Origin of the sequence: Sphingomonas sp. SKA58 (assembly GCF_000153545.1) — a bacterium.
GTDB lineage: Bacteria > Pseudomonadota > Alphaproteobacteria > Sphingomonadales > Sphingomonadaceae > Sphingobium > Sphingobium soli.
In genome coordinates this window covers 284,251-302,803 of the sequence record NZ_CH959308.1, presented here as the reverse complement: position 1 = coordinate 302,803, position 18,553 = coordinate 284,251, and the positions used below count along the sequence as shown (strand labels likewise).

The 18,553-nt window shown below is 62.9% G+C and carries 22 protein-coding genes; 12 read left to right on the top strand and 10 right to left on the bottom strand.

Annotated elements, in window-relative coordinates; translation table 11 throughout:
* Positions 1 to 342 precede the first annotated feature (342 nt).
* Positions 343 to 558, top strand: coding sequence for an EthD domain-containing protein (locus SKA58_RS16595; RefSeq protein ID WP_009823638.1), 216 nt, complete (start codon positions 343 to 345; stop codon positions 556 to 558).
* A gap of 130 nt (positions 559 to 688) precedes the next feature.
* Here SKA58_RS16595 and SKA58_RS16590 read toward each other — a convergent pair whose 3' ends face one another.
* The 3 genes from SKA58_RS16590 to SKA58_RS16580 form a co-directional block, all read right to left on the bottom strand.
* Positions 689 to 1,282, bottom strand: coding sequence for a plasmid pRiA4b ORF-3 family protein (locus SKA58_RS16590; protein ID WP_232209467.1), 594 nt, complete (start codon positions 1,280 to 1,282; stop codon positions 689 to 691).
* Positions 1,279 to 2,253 (bottom strand): IS66 family transposase, encoded by a 975-nt coding sequence (gene tnpC / locus SKA58_RS16585; RefSeq protein ID WP_156784256.1) that lies wholly within the window; start codon positions 2,251 to 2,253, stop codon positions 1,279 to 1,281. Before tnpC ends, SKA58_RS16590 begins: the two co-directional genes overlap by 4 nt.
* 86 nt (positions 2,254 to 2,339) lie before the next feature.
* A complete protein-coding gene (locus tag SKA58_RS16580; RefSeq protein WP_009823635.1) occupies positions 2,340 to 2,681 on the bottom strand; it encodes a transposase in 342 nt (113 codons plus the stop codon).
* 103 nt (positions 2,682 to 2,784) lie between these two features.
* Here SKA58_RS16580 and SKA58_RS16575 point away from each other — a divergent pair, with 103 nt between their 5' ends.
* Complete coding sequence (locus tag SKA58_RS16575) at positions 2,785 to 3,030, top strand: hypothetical protein (RefSeq protein ID WP_232209465.1); 246 nt, start codon at positions 2,785 to 2,787, stop codon at positions 3,028 to 3,030.
* Here SKA58_RS16575 and SKA58_RS16570 read toward each other — a convergent pair.
* A complete protein-coding gene (locus SKA58_RS16570) occupies positions 3,027 to 5,144 on the bottom strand; it encodes a PKD domain-containing protein (protein ID WP_009823633.1) in 2,118 nt (705 codons plus the stop codon). The genes SKA58_RS16575 and SKA58_RS16570 overlap by 4 nt on opposite strands.
* Here SKA58_RS16570 and SKA58_RS19220 point away from each other — a divergent pair.
* Positions 5,144 to 5,764, top strand: a complete 621-nt coding sequence (locus SKA58_RS19220; RefSeq protein WP_009823632.1) for a hypothetical protein — start codon at positions 5,144 to 5,146, stop codon at positions 5,762 to 5,764. The genes SKA58_RS16570 and SKA58_RS19220 overlap by 1 nt on opposite strands.
* A gap of 7 nt (positions 5,765 to 5,771) precedes the next feature.
* On the opposite strand, the gene SKA58_RS16560 is transcribed toward SKA58_RS19220, so the two are convergent.
* The 3 genes from SKA58_RS16560 to SKA58_RS16550 form a co-directional block, all read right to left on the bottom strand.
* A complete protein-coding gene (locus tag SKA58_RS16560) occupies positions 5,772 to 7,133 on the bottom strand; it encodes a HAMP domain-containing sensor histidine kinase (RefSeq protein WP_009823631.1) in 1,362 nt (453 codons plus the stop codon).
* A complete protein-coding gene (locus SKA58_RS16555) occupies positions 7,126 to 7,800 on the bottom strand; it encodes a response regulator transcription factor (protein WP_009823630.1) in 675 nt (224 codons plus the stop codon). Before SKA58_RS16555 ends, SKA58_RS16560 begins: the two co-directional genes overlap by 8 nt.
* Before the next feature lie 87 nt (positions 7,801 to 7,887).
* Positions 7,888 to 8,454, bottom strand: coding sequence for a DedA family protein (locus SKA58_RS16550; protein WP_198005996.1), 567 nt, complete (start codon positions 8,452 to 8,454; stop codon positions 7,888 to 7,890).
* Between SKA58_RS16550 and SKA58_RS20125 the strand changes: the two genes are divergently transcribed.
* The 3 genes from SKA58_RS20125 to SKA58_RS19585 all read left to right on the top strand — a co-directional run bounded on the left by SKA58_RS20125 (position 8,447) and on the right by SKA58_RS19585 (position 10,926).
* Positions 8,447 to 8,617: a hypothetical protein gene (locus SKA58_RS20125; protein ID WP_198005995.1), complete on the top strand. Its 171-nt coding sequence runs from the start codon at positions 8,447 to 8,449 to the stop codon at positions 8,615 to 8,617. The two genes, SKA58_RS16550 and SKA58_RS20125, sit on opposite strands and share 8 nt — an antisense overlap.
* Positions 8,618 to 8,836: 219 nt before the next feature.
* Positions 8,837 to 10,513, top strand: coding sequence for an FAD-dependent oxidoreductase (locus tag SKA58_RS16545; protein ID WP_009823628.1), 1,677 nt, complete (start codon positions 8,837 to 8,839; stop codon positions 10,511 to 10,513).
* Positions 10,514 to 10,518: 5 nt separating this feature from the next.
* Positions 10,519 to 10,926 (top strand): transposase, encoded by a 408-nt coding sequence (locus SKA58_RS19585; protein WP_198005994.1) that lies wholly within the window; start codon positions 10,519 to 10,521, stop codon positions 10,924 to 10,926.
* Here SKA58_RS19585 and SKA58_RS20390 read toward each other — a convergent pair.
* Positions 10,923 to 11,234: a carboxymuconolactone decarboxylase family protein gene (locus tag SKA58_RS20390; RefSeq protein WP_232209464.1), complete on the bottom strand. Its 312-nt coding sequence runs from the start codon at positions 11,232 to 11,234 to the stop codon at positions 10,923 to 10,925. The two genes, SKA58_RS19585 and SKA58_RS20390, sit on opposite strands and share 4 nt — an antisense overlap.
* On the bottom strand, positions 11,162 to 11,440 hold the full coding sequence (locus SKA58_RS20385; protein WP_009823625.1) for a carboxymuconolactone decarboxylase: 279 nt from the start codon (positions 11,438 to 11,440) through the stop codon (positions 11,162 to 11,164). Before SKA58_RS20385 ends, SKA58_RS20390 begins: the two co-directional genes overlap by 73 nt.
* A 1,400-nt stretch (positions 11,441 to 12,840) precedes the next feature.
* On the opposite strand from SKA58_RS20385, the gene SKA58_RS16525 reads away from it, so the two are divergent.
* From SKA58_RS16525 to SKA58_RS16505, 6 genes are all read left to right on the top strand, one after another.
* On the top strand, positions 12,841 to 13,272 hold the full coding sequence (locus SKA58_RS16525) for a MarR family winged helix-turn-helix transcriptional regulator (RefSeq protein WP_009823621.1): 432 nt from the start codon (positions 12,841 to 12,843) through the stop codon (positions 13,270 to 13,272).
* Between the two features lie 72 nt (positions 13,273 to 13,344).
* On the top strand, positions 13,345 to 13,854 hold the full coding sequence (locus SKA58_RS16520; RefSeq protein ID WP_083784927.1) for a 2Fe-2S iron-sulfur cluster-binding protein: 510 nt from the start codon (positions 13,345 to 13,347) through the stop codon (positions 13,852 to 13,854).
* Positions 13,851 to 14,837: an FAD binding domain-containing protein gene (locus SKA58_RS16515; RefSeq protein ID WP_009823619.1), complete on the top strand. Its 987-nt coding sequence runs from the start codon at positions 13,851 to 13,853 to the stop codon at positions 14,835 to 14,837. Before SKA58_RS16520 ends, SKA58_RS16515 begins: the two co-directional genes overlap by 4 nt.
* Positions 14,834 to 15,151 carry a dehydrogenase gene (locus tag SKA58_RS20380; RefSeq protein WP_009823618.1) on the top strand — a complete coding sequence of 106 codons (318 nt, stop codon included), beginning with the start codon at positions 14,834 to 14,836 and terminating at the stop codon, positions 15,149 to 15,151. Before SKA58_RS16515 ends, SKA58_RS20380 begins: the two co-directional genes overlap by 4 nt.
* On the top strand, positions 15,084 to 17,144 hold the full coding sequence (locus SKA58_RS16510; RefSeq protein ID WP_009823617.1) for a xanthine dehydrogenase family protein molybdopterin-binding subunit: 2,061 nt from the start codon (positions 15,084 to 15,086) through the stop codon (positions 17,142 to 17,144). Before SKA58_RS20380 ends, SKA58_RS16510 begins: the two co-directional genes overlap by 68 nt.
* Positions 17,145 to 17,360: 216 nt before the next feature.
* A complete protein-coding gene (locus SKA58_RS16505) occupies positions 17,361 to 17,936 on the top strand; it encodes a hypothetical protein (protein WP_037543830.1) in 576 nt (191 codons plus the stop codon).
* A 55-nt stretch (positions 17,937 to 17,991) separates the two neighbouring features.
* Here SKA58_RS16505 and SKA58_RS16500 read toward each other — a convergent pair whose 3' ends face one another.
* Positions 17,992 to 18,471: a MarR family transcriptional regulator gene (locus SKA58_RS16500; RefSeq protein ID WP_009823615.1), complete on the bottom strand. Its 480-nt coding sequence runs from the start codon at positions 18,469 to 18,471 to the stop codon at positions 17,992 to 17,994.
* Positions 18,472 to 18,553: the final 82 nt, after the last annotated feature.

The following is an 18,553-nucleotide window of genomic DNA, read 5'->3' as shown; positions in this document are numbered from 1 at the left end:
GGCGGAGGCATCGCTGGCCTTCACATCGCCACGCACCTCGCGGGCAAACGCTCAGGGCCGGCGCCTGAAAGCCACTCTCATCGATCGGGAAACGGCGCATATCTGGAAGCCGATATCTCATACCATTGCCGCAGGCACGTTGAGGCCTGCGCGCAGCAGACCGTTATGCGGCGCAAGCAGGCAGGCAGGCAGGCAGGCAGGCAGGCGAATATTGGCGCAAGGTGCATCGTCACAAGTTCGCCTGGGACGGACCGGGCAGTTGTTTCGAACGGTGCTGCGCTACGAACAGGTGCATCGCTTGCCCCCAGTCCTTCTTCCTTCTTCAGGCCGACTTATCGGGCGATGATGGACGAGAGCGGACGGCTGACGTCCGATCCGTGGAAGCGGGTGCCGCCATTCGGCCGCTCACGCTGGGACGGGCTGGCGTACATCACCTACGCGGACGAAGATGACATCGCGGCGACGCTTGACCAGGAGAAGTTCGCCAAACGCATCATCCCCGACGAACAGACCGCATTCCCCATGGTGAGGCGCGAGATCACGCGCGAGTTCATCTGATCCCGTCCAAGCTGCACCGCGACCCGATCAGCCTCGTCAAGATCAACATGCGTCGGCCCGGCCTGGACCGGGACGAGTTTCACGTCAATTGCGGGTAAGCGCCGACGGAAGGTGGCGTTGACGCGGCCTGTCAGGCTTTCCGGCGTGTCCGTGGCGCCCATTTTTTCGCGAGCGCTTCCAGCCTTGCCTCGATCAGGGGGATATCGGGCTGGGCGTTGGGATCATGGTCGTCGCCGAGGGTATCGAGCGCTTCTTCATGATATTCATGCTGGGGGTCGCCGAGCGCTTCGAGCTTTTCGGCATAGCCCCATGGTCCGCCACTGTCCTCTGGCGGGCGCATGCCTACCGCATCGAGGATGAGCGGATATGTCAGGTGCGGGCTGGCCGCGCTGACGCGCTCGATCTTGACGCTATGCTCCCAGGCGTCGCCAAAGTCGTAGAGATATCGGAAGGTCTTGCGCCTCGTATCCGCCAGGACCTGGGCGAGAGTGGCCTTACGGGCGTCGAGCGGCCCGTCAAAGCCATATTCAGGATCAGGGATGCCGAAGCCGGTCTGCCCGAAGCTCATTTCCCACAGATGAGAGTCCGTCCACGAGAAGGCGGTCTGGAAGACGGTGTGCAGACGGTCGAGCCGGATATTGAGCGGCACCTCCAGCGTTCGGCTGACGGCCGGTGTGACATCGTCCAGCGTAATCTTCATCCGCACGACTGTGCCGTTGCTCACGCAGCCTTCTCCAGATCGTTGGTCAGCCTTGATGCCTGCCATTTCCACGGCAAAAAGTCATCGATCCGATTGATCGGGTGGTTGCCGATGCGCTCGATGACGTCGGTGAACCACGCCTCAGGCTCGACGCCGTTGAGCCGGCATGTGCCGGCCAGGGCATAGAAGAGCGCAGCGGCCTCTCCACCCTTCATGGAGCCGACGAACATCCAGTTCCGGCGCCCGAGCGCGACACCGCGCAGCGCGTTTTCCACCAGATTGTTGCTGATCTTGAGCCGACCATCATCGCAATAGCGGAATATGGCCTGCCAGCGATTGAGCGGATAGCGGCAGGCCCGCGCCAGATTGCTGTCGGACGACAGGCCACGGTTCTGGGTTTCGAGCCAGACGCGCAAAGCCTCCAGCTTCGGCACCGCCTTGATCTGGCGGACCCGTCCTCGCTCATCGGGTGGCGCCCCCTTGATGTCGCGCTCGATGGCGAAGAGTTCGGCGATCTGCACGACCGCCTCCGCCGCAATCGGTGACGGGCTCTTTTCCAGTATGTCGGTAAATTTCCTGCGGCTGTGACTCCAGCATCCTACTTCGACGATGTCCCTGGGCGCTTTGGTCTTGGGGTCACGGTAAAGCGCATTGTATCCGGCAAAGCCGTCTGCCTGTAGATAGCCCTGATAGCCGGCGAGATGTTCTGCCGGATGCGCTCCGCCACGATCTGCGCTGAAACGGAAGGCTACGGCAGGCGGGCTCTTGTCACCGCCTGAACGATCATCGTGCAGATACACCCAGAAGTGCCTGGTCCGACTGCCGTCGCCATTGCCCAGCAAGGTGACCGGCGTGTCGTCACCGTGGATCTTGGCGGCTTCCCGGATATAGGCGAACAGCCGCTCACCCAGTGGCGCGAGCAGCCATGCCAGTTTCCGTGCCCAACGGCTCATCACATCCCGATCGATATGAAGCCCCACCCGTCGGAAGATCACCGACTGCCGGTGCTAGGGCTGATGATCGACAAAGCGATTGACGATAAGGTGAGCCAGCAAGGCGCTGCTAGCCATCACCACCTGTTTCAGGGCGGCCCGATCAACATCGCCATCAACCAACACCGCCCTCCAACCTCGATCCGCCCAGCTTCTCGAGCTTTGGCCGACGGCGATGATGCTGCCAGTTCGACAGGCACGAAGCCCGCCATCGCTCCGCGAAGCAGCTGCTTGCGCCAGGTATAAAGCTGGCCTGTTCCAACGCTGTGCCGCCGAGCCACGGCCGACACGATCGCCCCCGGCACCGTCGTCTCCTTCAAGCTCGCCAGCTTCTCCTCGTCGCTCCAGTTCCGACGCCGCTCCACCCGTGTAAGCGCTCCGCCATCTCCGCGACCGCTCATACGAGGCTCGTTTGACTGCTCGATGTCCATGCTCACGCCTCCTCAAAGGCCGCGAGCTTTCCTATTCCGGTGCCGGCAACAAGGCCGCCTTCCATCGGCGCTTACTCAATTGCTGCACGGCCATGCCGACTTTGTGCTTGCCCAAGGGGCGACCGAGAAGTTCGTGCGACGCTATACGCAGATGCACATCATCGGCTTGACCCAGAAGGACCCGGAACGCTCGAAGATCGACGCGGTGTCTATCTTTGCCTTCCCCTCGATGAACGACGTCGAGGCTTGGCTGGTCAGCGAAGACCATGCCGCGATCCAGCGATCCGAAGATCATCACCGACCGCTCGTTATGACGGTACGGAGCGGTCGGGGTTCGATTAAGCGCTAGCGGACCACGACCCGCACCCTGCCCACATTCTGCAGGAAGGTGGTCCCGTTGACGTCGTTTCGGCCGTCGCGCTGCCCATCGACCCGGAGCGTAATTGCATAGTCGCCCGGCGCGTTGAAGCGAACCGTGCGCTGCACCTTTGCGACCCTCCCCGGGTTGGGGACGGGGACGACAGGCTCGAACTCCAGATCCGGCGCGCCCAGATACCAGGCGTACCGGACGACTTTGCCGGCGTGCGGAGGCATGACGACCCGCGCCGACAGCGTCACCGGCTGGTTGACGGCCACCTCGGCGCGGACGCTACCATTGGCGGTGAGGTCGATCACGGGTTGCAAGCCCCCGCGTGCCGCGGCGCTGTCCGGCAAAACGATCTGGTTCATCGCATCGCGGCTGTAACGCGTGGACGGCAACGGTGCGACGCCGCGCTCCACCCATGCCGCCATGTCGAGCAGCGCCTGGTTCAGGAGGCCGCCGACGCTCGCGGTCATGGTCGCCTGCCGTGCCGCCTCCGGTCCGGGCGTGATCGCGGGGAACGCGCCGTGGGGGGCATTGTCCTGATAATAGAGGCGGAACATGTCATCGGTCGCACGCGGGCCCATCGCCCGGCGCACCTGATCGGCATAGAAGCCGCCGACATAGGGGTAGGATGCCGGGTCGAACAGGTTTTCGAGCACGATCGTGCGGACCTTGATGTTGCCGGTCTGCCGCCGCCCGCCAGAAGCGCCGATATTGGCGTTATAGGCGGTCTGGATGTCGCGCTGGACGTATTTCGGCGTCCCATCCGGGTTCCTGTACTGGTTATAAGCCGGGCTGCCGTTGTCCAGGATCGAGTGGCGTGGGTAGAAGCAGGCCGCCAAGACGAAGCGGTTGTTGATCCGGATTTTCGAGCCCATCGACAAGGCGCCGAGCAGGACCGGATCGTTGTCGCCTTCGAGCGTCAGCGTGTTGCCGGCAAGCTTGGCCGAGAGCGTGCGCGCGTCGCCTTTCGTCACCTGCGTGACGCCGTCGGCGCCATAGACGTAGAATTGCAGTCCTTCCGCGCCGATCGAGCCGAGTTTGGGGACGCTCGCCGAATCGAAGCGGATGGCGGTCACCGCACCCTTGCTGTCATGCTGTACGCCCGTGATGGTCGCGAAACCGTCGACCTTGGCCGCGGCGAGATAGGCCGGCGGGTTCGCGCCCTCGTACCCCGGCTTGGACCAGAAATCGTCCTCGTAGCCGGGGTCGTATTGCGCGAGCGCGCCTGACAAGGGCAGCGCCGCGCCCACCTCGAACGTCCAGTCCTCCAGCGCCTTGCGCGCGAAGCCGGCGTTCAGAAGCTCGTCCAGGGCGGCACGTTCCTCAACGGTCAGCCCTTCATAGAGATCGCGCCCGCTGCCCGGCGCGACCGCAGCTGCCACGGCGAGGCGCTTCGCCTCAGGAACGGCCAGCGCATAGAGCGCGTCCCACTGGAACGAATGCATGTTGAGGCCGTCGGTGGCGATCACCACGGGCACGATGCCGTCCCACACGCCCGTGGTGCCTTCATTCGCACCCATCATCTGCACCGACCCGCCGCTCTGGCCGTAGATATAGCCGTAGATGCGCGCGGTGTTGCCGTAGAGCCGGTCGGCATAGGCCTTAGCCAGCTTCGCGGCGGCGGCGCTGACGCGGTAGCCGGTCACGGTGTTGCCCGGCATGACGCTTACCGTGTAGCCGCCGTGGGTGAACGCGAACACGCTGTCGACGACATTCAGCGACTCGAATGGCAGCGGATAGGATTGCTGAAAGAAGCGATTGTGCCAGTTTGCCCGGTCAGGGAAAGCCCAAGTGACGGCATGGCTCGCCGTGGTCGGGCTTCCGGTCACGCCTTGGGCAAGCTGCCCCGCCGTGTGCGTCGCGGGAAAGTGCCCCTTTACCTCGGTGTAGGGGATCGACGAACCATCCGGCAACGCGAGGGTGAGCGACTTGGTACTGTCGATAACGAAGTTGTTCTCGTTGTAGTCGGGATCCGTGCAATCCGCGTCGATCACCAGCGGCGCTTCGGCCCCGGGCCGGGTCTCGCCCTCGGCAGCGCAGGTTGCAGCATGCGCGGGCGAAGCTGCGACGGCGAGCGCCAGCCCGACTGCCGTCAATGCTGATCGGCGCGGTGCAAGTCGTGTTTCTGCTCTCATTGCGACTTCATTCCTTCTATATCCAATCTACGAAAGGCTGTTTCGAACAAGCCCGGGTGTCAGGCACTGATGCCATGAGGCATCACGTCTATGGCCGCATCGTCAATACCACGTCCACCTCGCTTTACGGTCTGGAAGGGTGCTCCGGTTATGCCGCCACCGAGGGTGCTATCCTCGGGTTCACGCGGACTCCCGAAGCGCATGTCTGTGGTCCAGTACCTGGGGCTCTACAGCCGCGAGAACGGGCGTTGGAAAGCAGTGCTCTCTATATCGTCGGCATGCATCTGAACGCCCGGTGGAGCATGCTGGCAATGGCAGGCGTCGGCGAAATCAGTTCTGGCCACGACGGCGGAGGGCGTCTGCTGCTGAACCATTCGACCTTTTACGATCTGTCGGATGCCAGCCGGGTCGGCGTCGAGGTAAACTTCAAGTCAGGCGGTAACAAGGCGGCCCTCATCATGCCTCAGTTGCACCAAAATCTTGGGAAGCATCTTTCCATGCAGGCAGGAATCGGGGCGGCTCACGCGACCGAGCTGGGCTGGCGGCCGCAGGCCGGGCTGAGGATCATCCGTGAGCTCTGAGCACAGTTCAGTCCGCCGACGACAAAGGCAGCACGATGTCAACACGCAGACCGGGCCGTGCATCCTCGAGCTGCAACCACCCGCCGTGCACTTTCGCGACCGCCTGCACTAGGTTGAGACCGAGGCCGTGGCCGGGACTTGCACGAGACTGGTCGCCGCGCACGAAGCGCCGCGTCAACGTGTCGCGCCGGTTTGTCGGCACCCCAGGTCCATTGTCGATCACCGACAGCACTGCCCGTCCACCGGCATTAGCCAGTATCACCTCAATCACGGTCTGTGGCGGCGTATACCGCAGCGCATTCTCCAGCAGGTTTACGAGGGCCTGCGCCACCAGCTCCATGTCCCCCAGTATGTTCACGTCTGCCGCAAGGCTGCATGTCAGCGACTTGTCGCCGTCCTCGGCCACGGCAGTGTAGCTTTCGCACAGATCGGTGACCGCCGCACCGAGGTCGAACACGCGAAAGTACTGCCTGATCGTGCCGGCCTCTACCTCGGCGATGCGCAGCAGCGCGGCGAAGATCGAAAGCGTAGCATCGACTTCGGCGATCGTGCGCTCCACCTCCTCGTGCAACAGGCCTCCCCCCGGTACCAGCGCGGCCATCCGTTCCAGCCTTTGGCGCACCTTGGTCAAAGGCGTGCGCAGGTCGTGGGCGATTCCGCTCGATACCTCGCGCAGGTTTTCGATCAACTCACTGTGTCGGTCGAGCATGGTGTTGAGAGTTTCGGCCAATTGCCCGAATTCGTCCCGGGGCTGCACGACCGGCATGCGCAGGTTCATGTCGCCCGAGATGATCCCCTGCGCCGTCGTGTTCATCGCCTTGAGGCGCGAGCGGATAGCGCGGGTCAACCATATGCCGCCCACTATGCCGCCCATTAGCGTCGCGCCGACCCCCGCCACCAAGAGCAGGAAAGTGGTCCGGCGCAGCGCACGCTCCGGTGCCATTTCCATCGCCACGGTAAGGCTGCCGCCGCCCGCAAGATCGACGGTCAGCGCGCGCCCCACGTTGCGCTTGCCGTCCTGATCGCGAAATTCGATCTGGGCCCAGCCAGCGGGGGGGCGGTCGGTGGTCAATTCGCCACCCAGCCGCTGGCCGGTACGGTCGGTCAGAAGATACCCCAGGGCATTCACGCCGCGATCGTCGCGCCGCCGCAAAGTGCCCGCGACGCCCTGCATGCCGCGTAGCCTGTGAACGTCCAGCAGAAAGTCGCTTTCCGCCGTGATCCGATCGTCAAGCTGTTCCCGCAGTGCATTTTCGCCAATGACGAAGATCGCGGCGCCCAGCGCCAACGTTGCGATCGTGTAGAAGATCACGAAGGACGCAGCGATCCGGGTGATCGCGCCGAGGCGCCGGCGTCGCCGGTCAGGCATCGCTGCGCAGCTTGTACCCGACGCCGCGCACGGTCTGGATCGGGTCGCAATCGAACCCGGCGTTCAGCTTCTGCCGCAGCCGGCTCATATGGGTCTCGACAATGTTGGTCTGGGGATCGAAATGGAAATGCCAGACCTGTTCCAGCAGCATTGCACGGGACACAACCTGGTCCTGCTGGCGGATGAGCTGCTCCAGCAGCTCGAATTCGCGGGGCTGCAGGACAATCCTTTGCCCTTCGCGCCAGGCTTCGCGCCGTACGCGGTCGATCTTGATCGTCCCGCAAGCGCCGGTGTCGCTGAGCCCGCTCTTGCCCCGGCGGCTAAGGGCGTCGAGACGCGCGCTCAGTTCGGCTATGGCGAACGGCTTGACCAGATAGTCGTCGGCCCCGCTGGCCAGTCCCTTCACGCGGTCTTCTATCGCGCCCAGCGACGTAAGCATCAGGATTGGCTCGGACAGGCCAAGATCGCGCATTTGCGACACCAGCTGCGCACCCTCCATATCGGGCAGCATCCGGTCAACGATCAGAACGTCGAAATTCTCGCTCTGCGCACGGCGCAGGCCCTGCCGGCCCTCCGCCTCGATAACCGTATCCTGGCCCTGCGCTGCAAGCGCGTCGGCGATGAAGCCGGCCATTTCGGCATCATCCTCTATCAGCAATATCCGCATGGCGGCCTTGTTTCCTGTCTTTCTACATAGTGCGCATCGAGTATCATCCTGCCTGTCCCGGCCGTCTTAACCCGCTTGGCTGCTGACCTAGCGCGAAGTCCTGCGCGGTTCTGCGGCGTTCCGCGCTCGGCGGATACGCCTCATTCCGTGCGAGGCAATCGTCATCGCGATCATAGTTATGACCACGATCCCTGCCCCGAAGGCAAGCAGGTGCCATTCGCTCAACCCGGCCCCGAGGTCGATGACGCCCGCCCGCACGATATAAGTTGCGGCGATGGCTGGGAGGAACATGACCGGTACCCAGATTACGGCCGACGCTATGTTGGCGACGTGAAACGGTCGTCGAGGCATTGCTATGACCCGTACGACCAGCGGCACTGTAGCGCGTATTGGCCCCAGAAAGCGTCCCAGAAGCACTGCCATGAGCCCGTGGCGACGAAAGAACAGCCGGGTGCCGGCCACCAGCGGCCGATGCCGCCTCAGCGGCCAGCGGTGATAAACGGACGGCCCGATCCCCCGACCAATGCCATAGGATACCCAGTCGCCTGCCACGGCACCGCCGACGGCCCACAGGACCACAGGCACGGGATCGAGCACGCCGCTCCCCACCAGCCCGCCGATCGCCAGCATGACGGCGGTTGCCGGGATGAACAATCTGACTACCGCCAAGGAAGGACAGCACGCCCACGATGGGGCCTGCCCAGACGCCGTGCAGCGCCACGAATTGCGTGACCGGGGATATGACATCTTCCATGAAATTATTCCCTATGCCGACCCAGTCGCGCGCCGGTTGAGGAACATCGAACGGAAGTCATGAGCGTCAGCGTGGAGTACGCGCGCTATAGTGACCCGGTCGGCAGTTCTGTCAGTCTGTGAGACTAAACATTGGGAAGAATCAATCTTTCGCAGGGCAGAATGATGGGGACCCGGAACCTATGTGCAAGCCAACGCCAGCCCTTTTCTGCGACAGCTGACGGAGCCCCTGGCGGTTCTAGCGCCTCATGGGCCCTCCCGTCGGCTCCGAGCGAGTGACAACATGCATCTGGATTTCGAAAAGACCCACTTTTCCACCTACGCCACGGACATCTGCATCATCGGGGGCGGGGTCGCCGCCATCACGATGGCACGGCGCCTGCTGGCGGGCGGGCGAACCGTCACCATCCTGGAATCCGGCGGCGTCGACTGGGAACCGGCTACGGCCGCCCTCAACGCGGGCAGCAATGTCGGCGAGTCCTACTACGAACTCGACCATGCCCGCCTGCGCTTCTTCGGCGGAACCACCGCGATCTGGGGTGGCCGCGTGGCGCAACTCGATGCCATCGATCTGGAGAAGCGTGACTGGGTGCCCCATTCAGGCTGGCCGATCACGATGGAGCAGCTGCAACCCTATTACGATGAGGCGGCTGCCGTGTTCGGCCTGCCGGTCAAGCGCCCTTCGCCCGAGGCCCTGCAACAGGCAGGCGTCGCGATGCCCGCCTTCGATCCGGGCGAGATCGCGATCAAGCTGTGGTCGTTCGATCCAAACTCCAGCCGGTTCACCCTGAAGGCTTGCGCCGATCTTGTGGCCCATCCACGCTGCACCATCTTCACCCATGCGACCGTTACCGCCATCGACGTCGATGATGCGGGACACAGCGCAACGTCAGTCCAGGCCCGCAGTCCAGGCGGCCGCCGTGCCGTGATCCGCGCGCGCACGTTCGTGCTGGCAGCCGGCGGGATCGAAAACCCGCGCCTGCTGCTGGCGTCCCGGTCTGTCCAACCCGCAGGCCTGGGTAATGGTCGCGATCTGGTAGGCCGATTCTTCATGGAGCATCCGCATGCCCGGGGCGGTAAGGTCGTTTCCCCGCAGGCGTGGTCGCTGCTGCGGCTGTTCGGCAATCGCCACACCATCAGGAGGCAGAGGGTTGCTGCTCTCGTGTCACCCGGAGAAAGAGCACAGGAGCGTGAACGCATGCTCAACACCGCGCTGACCATCGCCTCGCGTCAACCTGCAGATGCAGCTCAATTCATGGGCATGCGCGCTTACAATCGCGTCAAGCACGACCTCAATCCCTCGCGCAGCGCACGCATGCTGTGGCTGCAAGCCAAAAAGGCAGCGATGCTGATCCAGAAGGTCACCGACCCAGCGCGGCCCTGGCTATTGCAAAAGCTGGGGTGCAACGAAATGGCCTTGGTCATACGCGCCGAGCAGGCGCCCAACCCGGACAGCCGCGTCATGCTATCGGGCGAACGCGATGCCCTTGGCATGCCGCGCGTCCAGCTGGACTGGCGGATCAACGAACTGGACATCCATTCCGTCGATCGTCTCGTCCATGTGCTGGGCCGGGAAATGGCAAGGCTCGACGCCGGGCGTCTGATCCCTGCCGACTGGCTTTCCGCCCCCGATCGCCGCTGGTGCACCGACCCGTTGGTAAGCGCTCATCCCATTGGCGGATACCATCACATGGGCACCACTCGTATGTCCGATACTCCGGCCACGGGCGTCGTCGATGCCAATGGCCGAGTACACGGGATGGACAATCTCTACATCGCCGGCAGTTCGGTGTTCCCAACATCGGGCTGGGCGAACCCCACCTATACCATCGTGGCGTTGGCCCTGCGAACGGGAGACTGCATTTTACGCCGCGCCGGCAACGAGGTCTTGATGATGCGGCAGCATACCACCGTCGGTCAACGCAAGAAACTTGTGGGCGATTGGCCGCGCCCAGGTTGAGGACCTTGGCGCCTCAGGCTGAAATTCGCCGGGGAAGTATTGCACGACCCCGCTACGGCGATCTAACGGTCGGTGAGGCGGCAGATTGCAAAGCCTATGACGTCCTGATCGGCCTACCAGAACGCGCACCTGACGCCTTGCTCGCCGACAAGGGCTACGACGCCGACGCAATCCGTGCCGATCTTACAGAACGGAATATCGAGGCCGTCATCCCCGGACGGTCAAACCGGCGCGTGAAAATCGAGCACGACCGGGCGCTCTACAAGCAACGCAACCGAATCGAGCGCATGTTCGGCCAACTCAAGATCAACCGGGCGATCGCCACCCGATACGACCAACTGGCCAACAGCTTCCTCGGTATGGTCCATATCGCTACCGCCAGATACTGGCTCAAATTTGTCCACGCCGCCTAGAACGCCGGGAAGTCCACTTCCGTTTCCGCCACATTGTCGATCAGGTTGGTGAAGAAGTTCTCGGCCGCCACCACCACGACCTGGCCTTCGCTGAACCCGGCATCGCGGATCACTGCAAGGTCATCGGCGGTAACCTTGCCGCGCACTTCGGCGACCTTGCGGGCAAAGGTCGCGGCCGCTGCGGCGTGAGGGTCAGCGGAAGTGCCTTGGCGGGCGCGTTCCACTTCCTCCTTGCTCAGCTTGGCGAAAGTGTAGCCGGTGAAGCTGTGGGCTGCATTGCAATATTCGCAGCCGTTTGCCGCGGCCACGGCCAGGCAATGCGCTCGCGGGTCTTGAGGTCGAGCGCCTTGCCGAAGCCTTGATTCAGCGCGGCGTGGGCATTAATAACCGCCGGGCTGTTGGACAGAACGCGGAAGAAGTTGGGCACCCGGTCCAGCTTGCCGTTGATGGCGGCCAGCGTAGCCTGCGAACCTTCGGGGGCCGTTGCGGTTTCGGGTATGGTGATACGCGACATGGTCGTTTCCTTTCGTATTTTCGAAGGTGTTTATAGGGTTGGAGTTCAGGCCCCGGTCGAGATCGCGTTCTCGAGGACGCTCTGGCTGAAGGCTTCGAACAGGGCGTGTTCATTGGCGCCGGGATTGTGGCGCATCGGATGGATGGCATCGACGATTGCCGCCTAGGACGATGCGAGCGTATGCTCGCCTTAGCTACACGCATTGGCTTCAGTGATCCCACAGCCTCAAGATCAGCGCACCCGCCCACGAAAACAGCCACGGCAGGCGCGCGCAGCACCCTGCGAACGCTATCATCGAAGCCTCTGCTCGCATTTTGGAGGGGCAGGGGCATCGTGGCTTCACGACGAATGCGGCAGCTGAACGGGCCAGCGCCAGCATCGGCACGCTCTGCCAATACTTCCCCGCAAGGATGCGCTGCTCGGCGCGCTGATCGCCCGCGAACATCCCATCCTCGTCGAGAAAGTCAGGGCTGCGAGCATGGTGGTTACCGGACGGGGGGCTCCCGATGCGTCATCGAAGCCGCTGTCCGGCACCAAGTGCGTCGCCCTCGCCTGGCACGGTTGCTCAATTTCGAGGAAGCCCGCCTGCCGCTCGATGGTGACACGCATCTTGTGAGAGCAAGAATCCTTCCTGGCAGACGTCCTCGCCCGACCAGACCTCCCTCGGCAACCCGAAATGTCATCTGCCACGAGCGATGTGCTGGCGATCCTCCGGGGGATGCTCGATGCCGCCGGCGAACGGAACGAGGAGGAACAAGCGCCGCTCATAGTGCGAGTTCGTCGCACCGTGCGTAGATATCTGTCGACGCCCGACAACGTCGAGGCTTAACCGCTATTCGTTGAAGCCAGGGATGCGCACTAATCCGGCGTTCCCGATTACGTTTTCTCAAAATGGCGCTTTGGAGATGGGAAATTAAGACGGTCGCACTTCCTCCAAGCGGGCCCGGTTCCGGAAAGGGAAGTGATCGATTGTACCGCAATGGCTGCAGCGCTTACTGTCCGGCAATCCGAGTCGCTCGATGGGCGGCTTCCGTCAGATCCGGACGTTCGGACAATACACGTGACGGCAATATCTGATCGACTGCTGCCCCCACCTACCGGACAAATTTTTCCCAACTTAACATAAGATATATTATCAGTCTTACTCTTTTGTTATCAATTACTTAAGATTCATGTCCGTGCTTTGAGTGCCAACCGTGCAGCGCGGTCGCGACAGCTGCGGGAAGTCCACCGAGGCAAGCGTCGCCCTTAAGCCCCGGCACGGGCCAGGGGTCGCTATATCGAATGCGCCCTTGATCGAACACGCCCTTGCTTTCCTTCTCGCGCCCCGGTTTATACTGTCGCATTTCGCCAATGAACAAGACTGGCGCATCATGCCCTAGGCGGGATATGCGGAGCGAATGACTGATCCGACTGAAGACCAGCTTGCCACGCTCGGCAGTGCGTTTGAAACCTTTACGCGCCGCTACAAGCTGGCCGAGGCGCGGCGCGCCGAACGGCCGCTTGCCGAACTGGATAAAGCAGTGTTGCTTTATATTGCTGAGCACGCTGGCTGCGGCCCGACTGATGTTGCTCGCTTTCTCGGCGTGCCCCAGACAACATTGTCCTCGGCGACGGACCGGCTTGTCAGGCGCGGCTTTCTTAAGCGGGAACGGATCGAAGTCGATCGCCGCGCCGTAGCGCTCACGCTCACCAAGGACGGCGAAGCCTATGCCAAAGCGCAGGTCGAGGCCTATCGACAGATATATATGCTCATGCTCTCGCGGCTGTCGCCCGATGAAAGGGACCGGTTCATCGCAATGATTACCAAAATCGTCTACAACGATAGTTGAATAGTCCGATCGTCGTTGTATCTTCGTAAGCGGTGCGGCATGGTTGGCAAACCGTCAGGAATGGAGCGACGTATGATGATATGCGTGAACGGCATCGAGATTTCACAGCCGGACGACGCCAGGGTCTCGCTGCTCGATCTCTTGCGGGAGCATCTGCATCTTACCGGCACGAAGAAGGGGTGCGACCAAGGCGCCTGCGGCGCCTGCACGGTTCTTCTGGATGGTGATCGCGTCCTGTCCTGTCTTACGCTGGCCGCGCAGGCGGAAGGCCGCGACGTTCGGACGATCGAGGGCCTCTCAGGCGAAAGTGACGATCTTCACCCGTTGCAGCGCGCCTTTGTCGAGTATGACGGGCTACAATGCGGCTATTGCACGCCCGGCCAGATCTGCTCGGCAATCGCCATGGCCGAGGAATTGCGCCGCGGCGATCCCAGCTATGTGACCCATGATCTCGCCGCCGGGCCACCGGTCGCGACGCGCGCGGAGATACGCGAGCGCATGAGTGGCAATCTTTGCCGCTGTGGTGCGCACAATGGGATCGTCGAAGCCATCGAGGCGATGCTGGCGGAGACCGCGGCATGACCCCCCTGACCTACATCCGAGCGTCGGACCGGGCGGACGCCCTTGCGCGTGTCGGCACTGATGGTCGATTTCTGGGTGGCGGGACCAATCTGGTCGACCTCCTGCGCCAGAATGTCGAACAAGCAAGCGCTTTGGTCGACATCAGCCGCCTGGACGGTGCCATCCGCGAAATCGAAGGCGGCGGATTGCTCATCGACGCATCGGTCAAGAATGCCGCACTTGCAGCCCATCCGATCGTCCGCAGTCGCTATCCCGTACTCGCGCGTGCTTTGCTCGCCGGCGCCTCGGCGCAAATCCGCAACATGGCGACGGTCGGGGGCAATATCCTCCAGCGCACACGCTGCATGTATTTCTACGATGTCGATGGCGCGCGCTGCAACAAGCGGCAGCCTGGGGCCGGATGCGATGCGCTCGACGGCTTCAATCGCTATCACGCGATACTGGGCGCGTCGGACCAATGTGTCGCAACGCACCCCTCCGACATGTGCGTCGCCCTCGCCATGCTTGACGCTGTGGTTCATCTATCAGGGCCGGCCGGCGAACGGCAGGTGCCGCTGACGGATTTCCATGTCTTGCCGGGGGATATGCCGCAAATAGAGACAGTGCTGAAGCCCGGCGACCTGGTTACCGGCATCGAACTGCCGCCGCCATCGGATGCGATCGCGAACTCCGAATATCGCAAGGTGCGCGACCGCTCCAGCTACGCCTTCGCGTTGATCTCCGTCGCGGGCGGCCTGTCGCTCGCCAACGGGCAGGTCACGCAAATCCGCATTGCGCTGGGCGGCGTCGCCGCCAAGCCCTGGCGAGCAAGCCGGGCCGAGCACGCTCTGCTCGGCCGTGCGCCGACGCCCGACGCTTTCCTGGCTGCGATCCGCGAAGAACTCGTCGATGCCCAGCCGCTGTCCGGCAACGCCTTCAAGATCGGCCTCGTAGAACGAACGACGGTCGCCGTCCTGACCGCCCTTGCAGGAGCGAACGCATGACCAAGCTTCAAAACGCCATCGTCGGCGGCGTGCGCGCCGTGATCGGCCATGTCCCTGCAAGCTGGCTGCCGGGCGGCACGCCCGATCCGCTGATCGACAAGCGGGTGGCGCTTGGCGGGCAGCAGTCGCGCGTTGACGGACCCGACAAGGTGCGCGGCGCTGCTCGGTTTGCCGCCGAAGTGCCAATGGAAAATCTGCTTTACGCCGCCTTTGTTCATTCCACGATCGCGCGCGGCCGCATCGCTGATGGATGTGTCCGCAGCCGAGGCGGCGCCGGGCGTCGCGCTGGTAATGACCCATCGCAACGCGCCTAAAATGGCGGTCCCGCCGCCAATCGGCATGACAAACCTGAAGGCCGCGGGCAATCACACATTGCCGATCATGCAGGATGCCGAAATACGCTGGAATGGCCAGGTCGTGGCGGTGGTTCTGGCCGGAACCCGTGAACAGGCCGACCATGCGGCGACACTGATCCGCGTGGGTTACGACACCGCGCCGGCGCGCACACGGTTCGAGGAAGGCAAGGCCGGCGCCTATACGCCGGAATCGATGCTTGTCGAAAAGAACAGGCTCGACAAGGGCAACGCCGCCAAGAAGCTTGCGGAAGCGGCGTTCAAGATCGACGCCCTCTACACGACGCCATGGGAAAACCATAATCCGATCGAGCCGCACGCCACCACGATCGTCTGGCAAGACGGCAAGCTGGTCGTTCACGACGCGACCCAGATGATCCACGGCACTGCCGGTTCGCTCGCGAAGATATTCGGACTGAAGGAAGGCGATGTTCAGGTCAGCTCGCCCTATGTGGGCGGCGGCTTTGGCGCCAAGGGCCTGTGGGACCACCAGATTCTCGGCGTGGCTGCTGCGAAGCTCGCCGATCGTCCCGTGCGCGTCGCTCTCACGCGCGCCAATATGCAAAGGTTGATCGGCGGGCGAACGCAGACGGAGCAGTGGGTGGCGTTGGCTGCGGATGCGGACGGCAAGCTCAAGGCGCTGCTTCACCATGGCTACGGCGTCAAACCGCTGCACAGCATCTGCGATGAAGGGTTCACCCTTACCGGGCGATCCCTCTACGCTTGCGAAAGCTTCGACATCGTCCAGCATTATGTCGATCTTGATCTGCTGGCGAACAGCTTCATGCGCGGGCCGGGAGAGACGCCAGGCACATTCGCGATCGAATGCGCGATGGACGAGCTGGCATATGCCATCGGCATGGACCCCATCGAACTGCGCCGCCGCAACGTTGCGACCCGCGATCCGGTCAGTGGCGCGCCACATTCGCAAAGCGCGATGATGGAGGCCTATGATATGGGCGCCGCGCGCTTCGGCTGGCACCGGCGCATAGCCCAGCCGGGAATGCGGCGCGAGGGTGAGTGGCTGATCGGCATGGGCTGCGCCAGCGGCACCTTTCCTTTCATGCGGATGCCCGGCACCTCGGTGCGGATCACCATCGACACCAGCGGGGACGCCCATGTCGCCAGCGCCGCGCATGAAATGGGCATGGGCACGGCGACGGTTCAGCGCCAGCACGCTGCCGATCGCCTCGGCCTTCCGCTTGATCGTGTCACGGTGACGATCGGGGACTCAAGTCTCCCCTTCGCCAGCTTTGCCGGTGGATCGTCGCAGACTGCATCGCTGGCCGCCGCGATCAGCGCGGCGAGCGGGAAGCTTGTCGCCGAATTGCTGCGGCTCGCGGGCAACGACACGCCGCTGGCCGGCCTCAAGCCCGCTGAGGCCGAGTTCGCCAACGGGGGCTTGCGCAGTGTTGAGGATCCCTCCCGCAGTGAGAGCTTCGCTTCCATCCTCCGCCGGTCAGGGCGGGAGGAATTAAGCGTCGTGGGCGAAAGCGGAGCGCCGCTTGAGATCATGAAATATGCGATGCACAGCACCTCGGCGAATTTCTGCGAATTGCGCGTCAGCGACGTGACCGGAGAAATTCGCGTGGACCGGCTCGTGGGTGCCTTCGACTGCGGCCACATTCTCAATGCCAAGACGGCGACCAGCCAGTTTAAAGGCGGCATGGTCATGGGTCTTGGCATGGCCCTCACTGAGGAAACGCTGCTCGACGAACGGACCGGCCGTATCATGAGCACGTCCTTGGCTGACTATCATGTCCCGGTGCATCTGGACGTGCCCGATATAGATGTCCTGTGGACCGGCATCCCCGACCCCCGTACCCCCCTCGGCGCGCGCGGCATTGGGGAGATCGGCACCACCGGTGTAGCCGCCGCGATCGCCAATGCGGTGTTCAACGCTACGGGAAAACGAATCCGCGACCTGCCGCTCACGCTCGACAAGCTGCGCTAGCGCGCATTTCGACCGGGACCATTTTGGTCACGCCAACCAGCGGGTGTCCGTTTACGCCGGGCCGCAATTACTGGCCCACATTTAGGTGCTGGCTAATCCGCTTATGATGTTTCAGCTGTGACACTTTGCCAGTGGGTAAAGTGTCACAGCTGACAAAGCGCGACTCGGCTGAAAAACGGGATTCCCATCTGCAAAGCTTTGTGCTTGATTCACGATATGTTTCACGCATCCGTCCCGTCCCGCATGGTGGGCGGCAGCGACATTTCGCTGTTGCTCGACCAATTGGCTCATTGCTGCTCACGCCCGCGTTATGCCTTCATGCTGCTGACGCTGATCGCCGATGTGGCGCGGCCCGATGGCAGCGCAGGACCGGTGGTGCGGGTCGAAGACGGCCTCGTGCCTTTGCGCGACTGGTTGTGTGACGCACTGACGCCAATGGGCCAGCGTGATCCGCGCCGGTTGGCATTGATCGAACGCGTGCGGGAAGAGTTGCGGGCCAACGGTCAGATCCTCGGAGACACAGAAGCGGACGCAAAATTGGTTCACGATGAAGTACAGGTGCGCGTGCGCGCTTCAGGAAAGACCAATTTGAGTCGGGCAGCATCGGAACTGGTAAAGGCCGGATTGCTCAAGCGACACTATCAGGGCTATCGCGTGGACCATCTCAATCGCGGCGCCCAGCGTCAGGCTGTCTACACATTGACCGGACGCGCCAGAGCACTCGTCTCCAGCCGGCCTGCCCCACCCAGGACGAACGCGCCCGCCCGCCAGGGGGATTTCTTCGCATCCTGACGCGCCGCGGCCGGCCGGCGCAACGTTGTAAGGCGATGTCGGAGCGTTTGCTTTCTTACTCCATCTCGCCAAGCCCTCTCTGTCGATTATTCGCCATCGGGATGAACGATACAGGTTTCGTCGTCCCTCCCTGCTCGGATGCCGCCTCGCCTGCTTCGAACAAATGCACGAGGAAGGCGATCATCGCTTGACGCCCATTCTCGCTCAGTTCGACGATGACGCGGCGATGATCAATCGGGTCGTAGCGTCGCGCAACAAGTCGGGCCTCCTCCAGCCCCTCGATACGGCGCATGGTGCTGGTCGCGCTTTCTCCGGATACGGCCATGGTTTCCTTGACGCACATATTGCGTCCTTCCTCGGCGACGATGAACAATTCCAGCATGATGTCCCAGGCTGCATCGCGGAACACATGCTTGGGAAAATGTTGCGAGCAATTGATCCGCGCCTGCTGGGTTTGCCGCGCCAGCGCCACCAAGGACCGGCTCGGCTTGGTGCCGTTCCCCCGCTTGGCCATGCTGTAATCACGCGAGCCCATGCAGAATTCCTTGCATTATGTTCTCGTGGAGCAGGGTCGAGCTTGAAGATGAGTAGTTAAGAATATGTCAATTCCTTGAAAA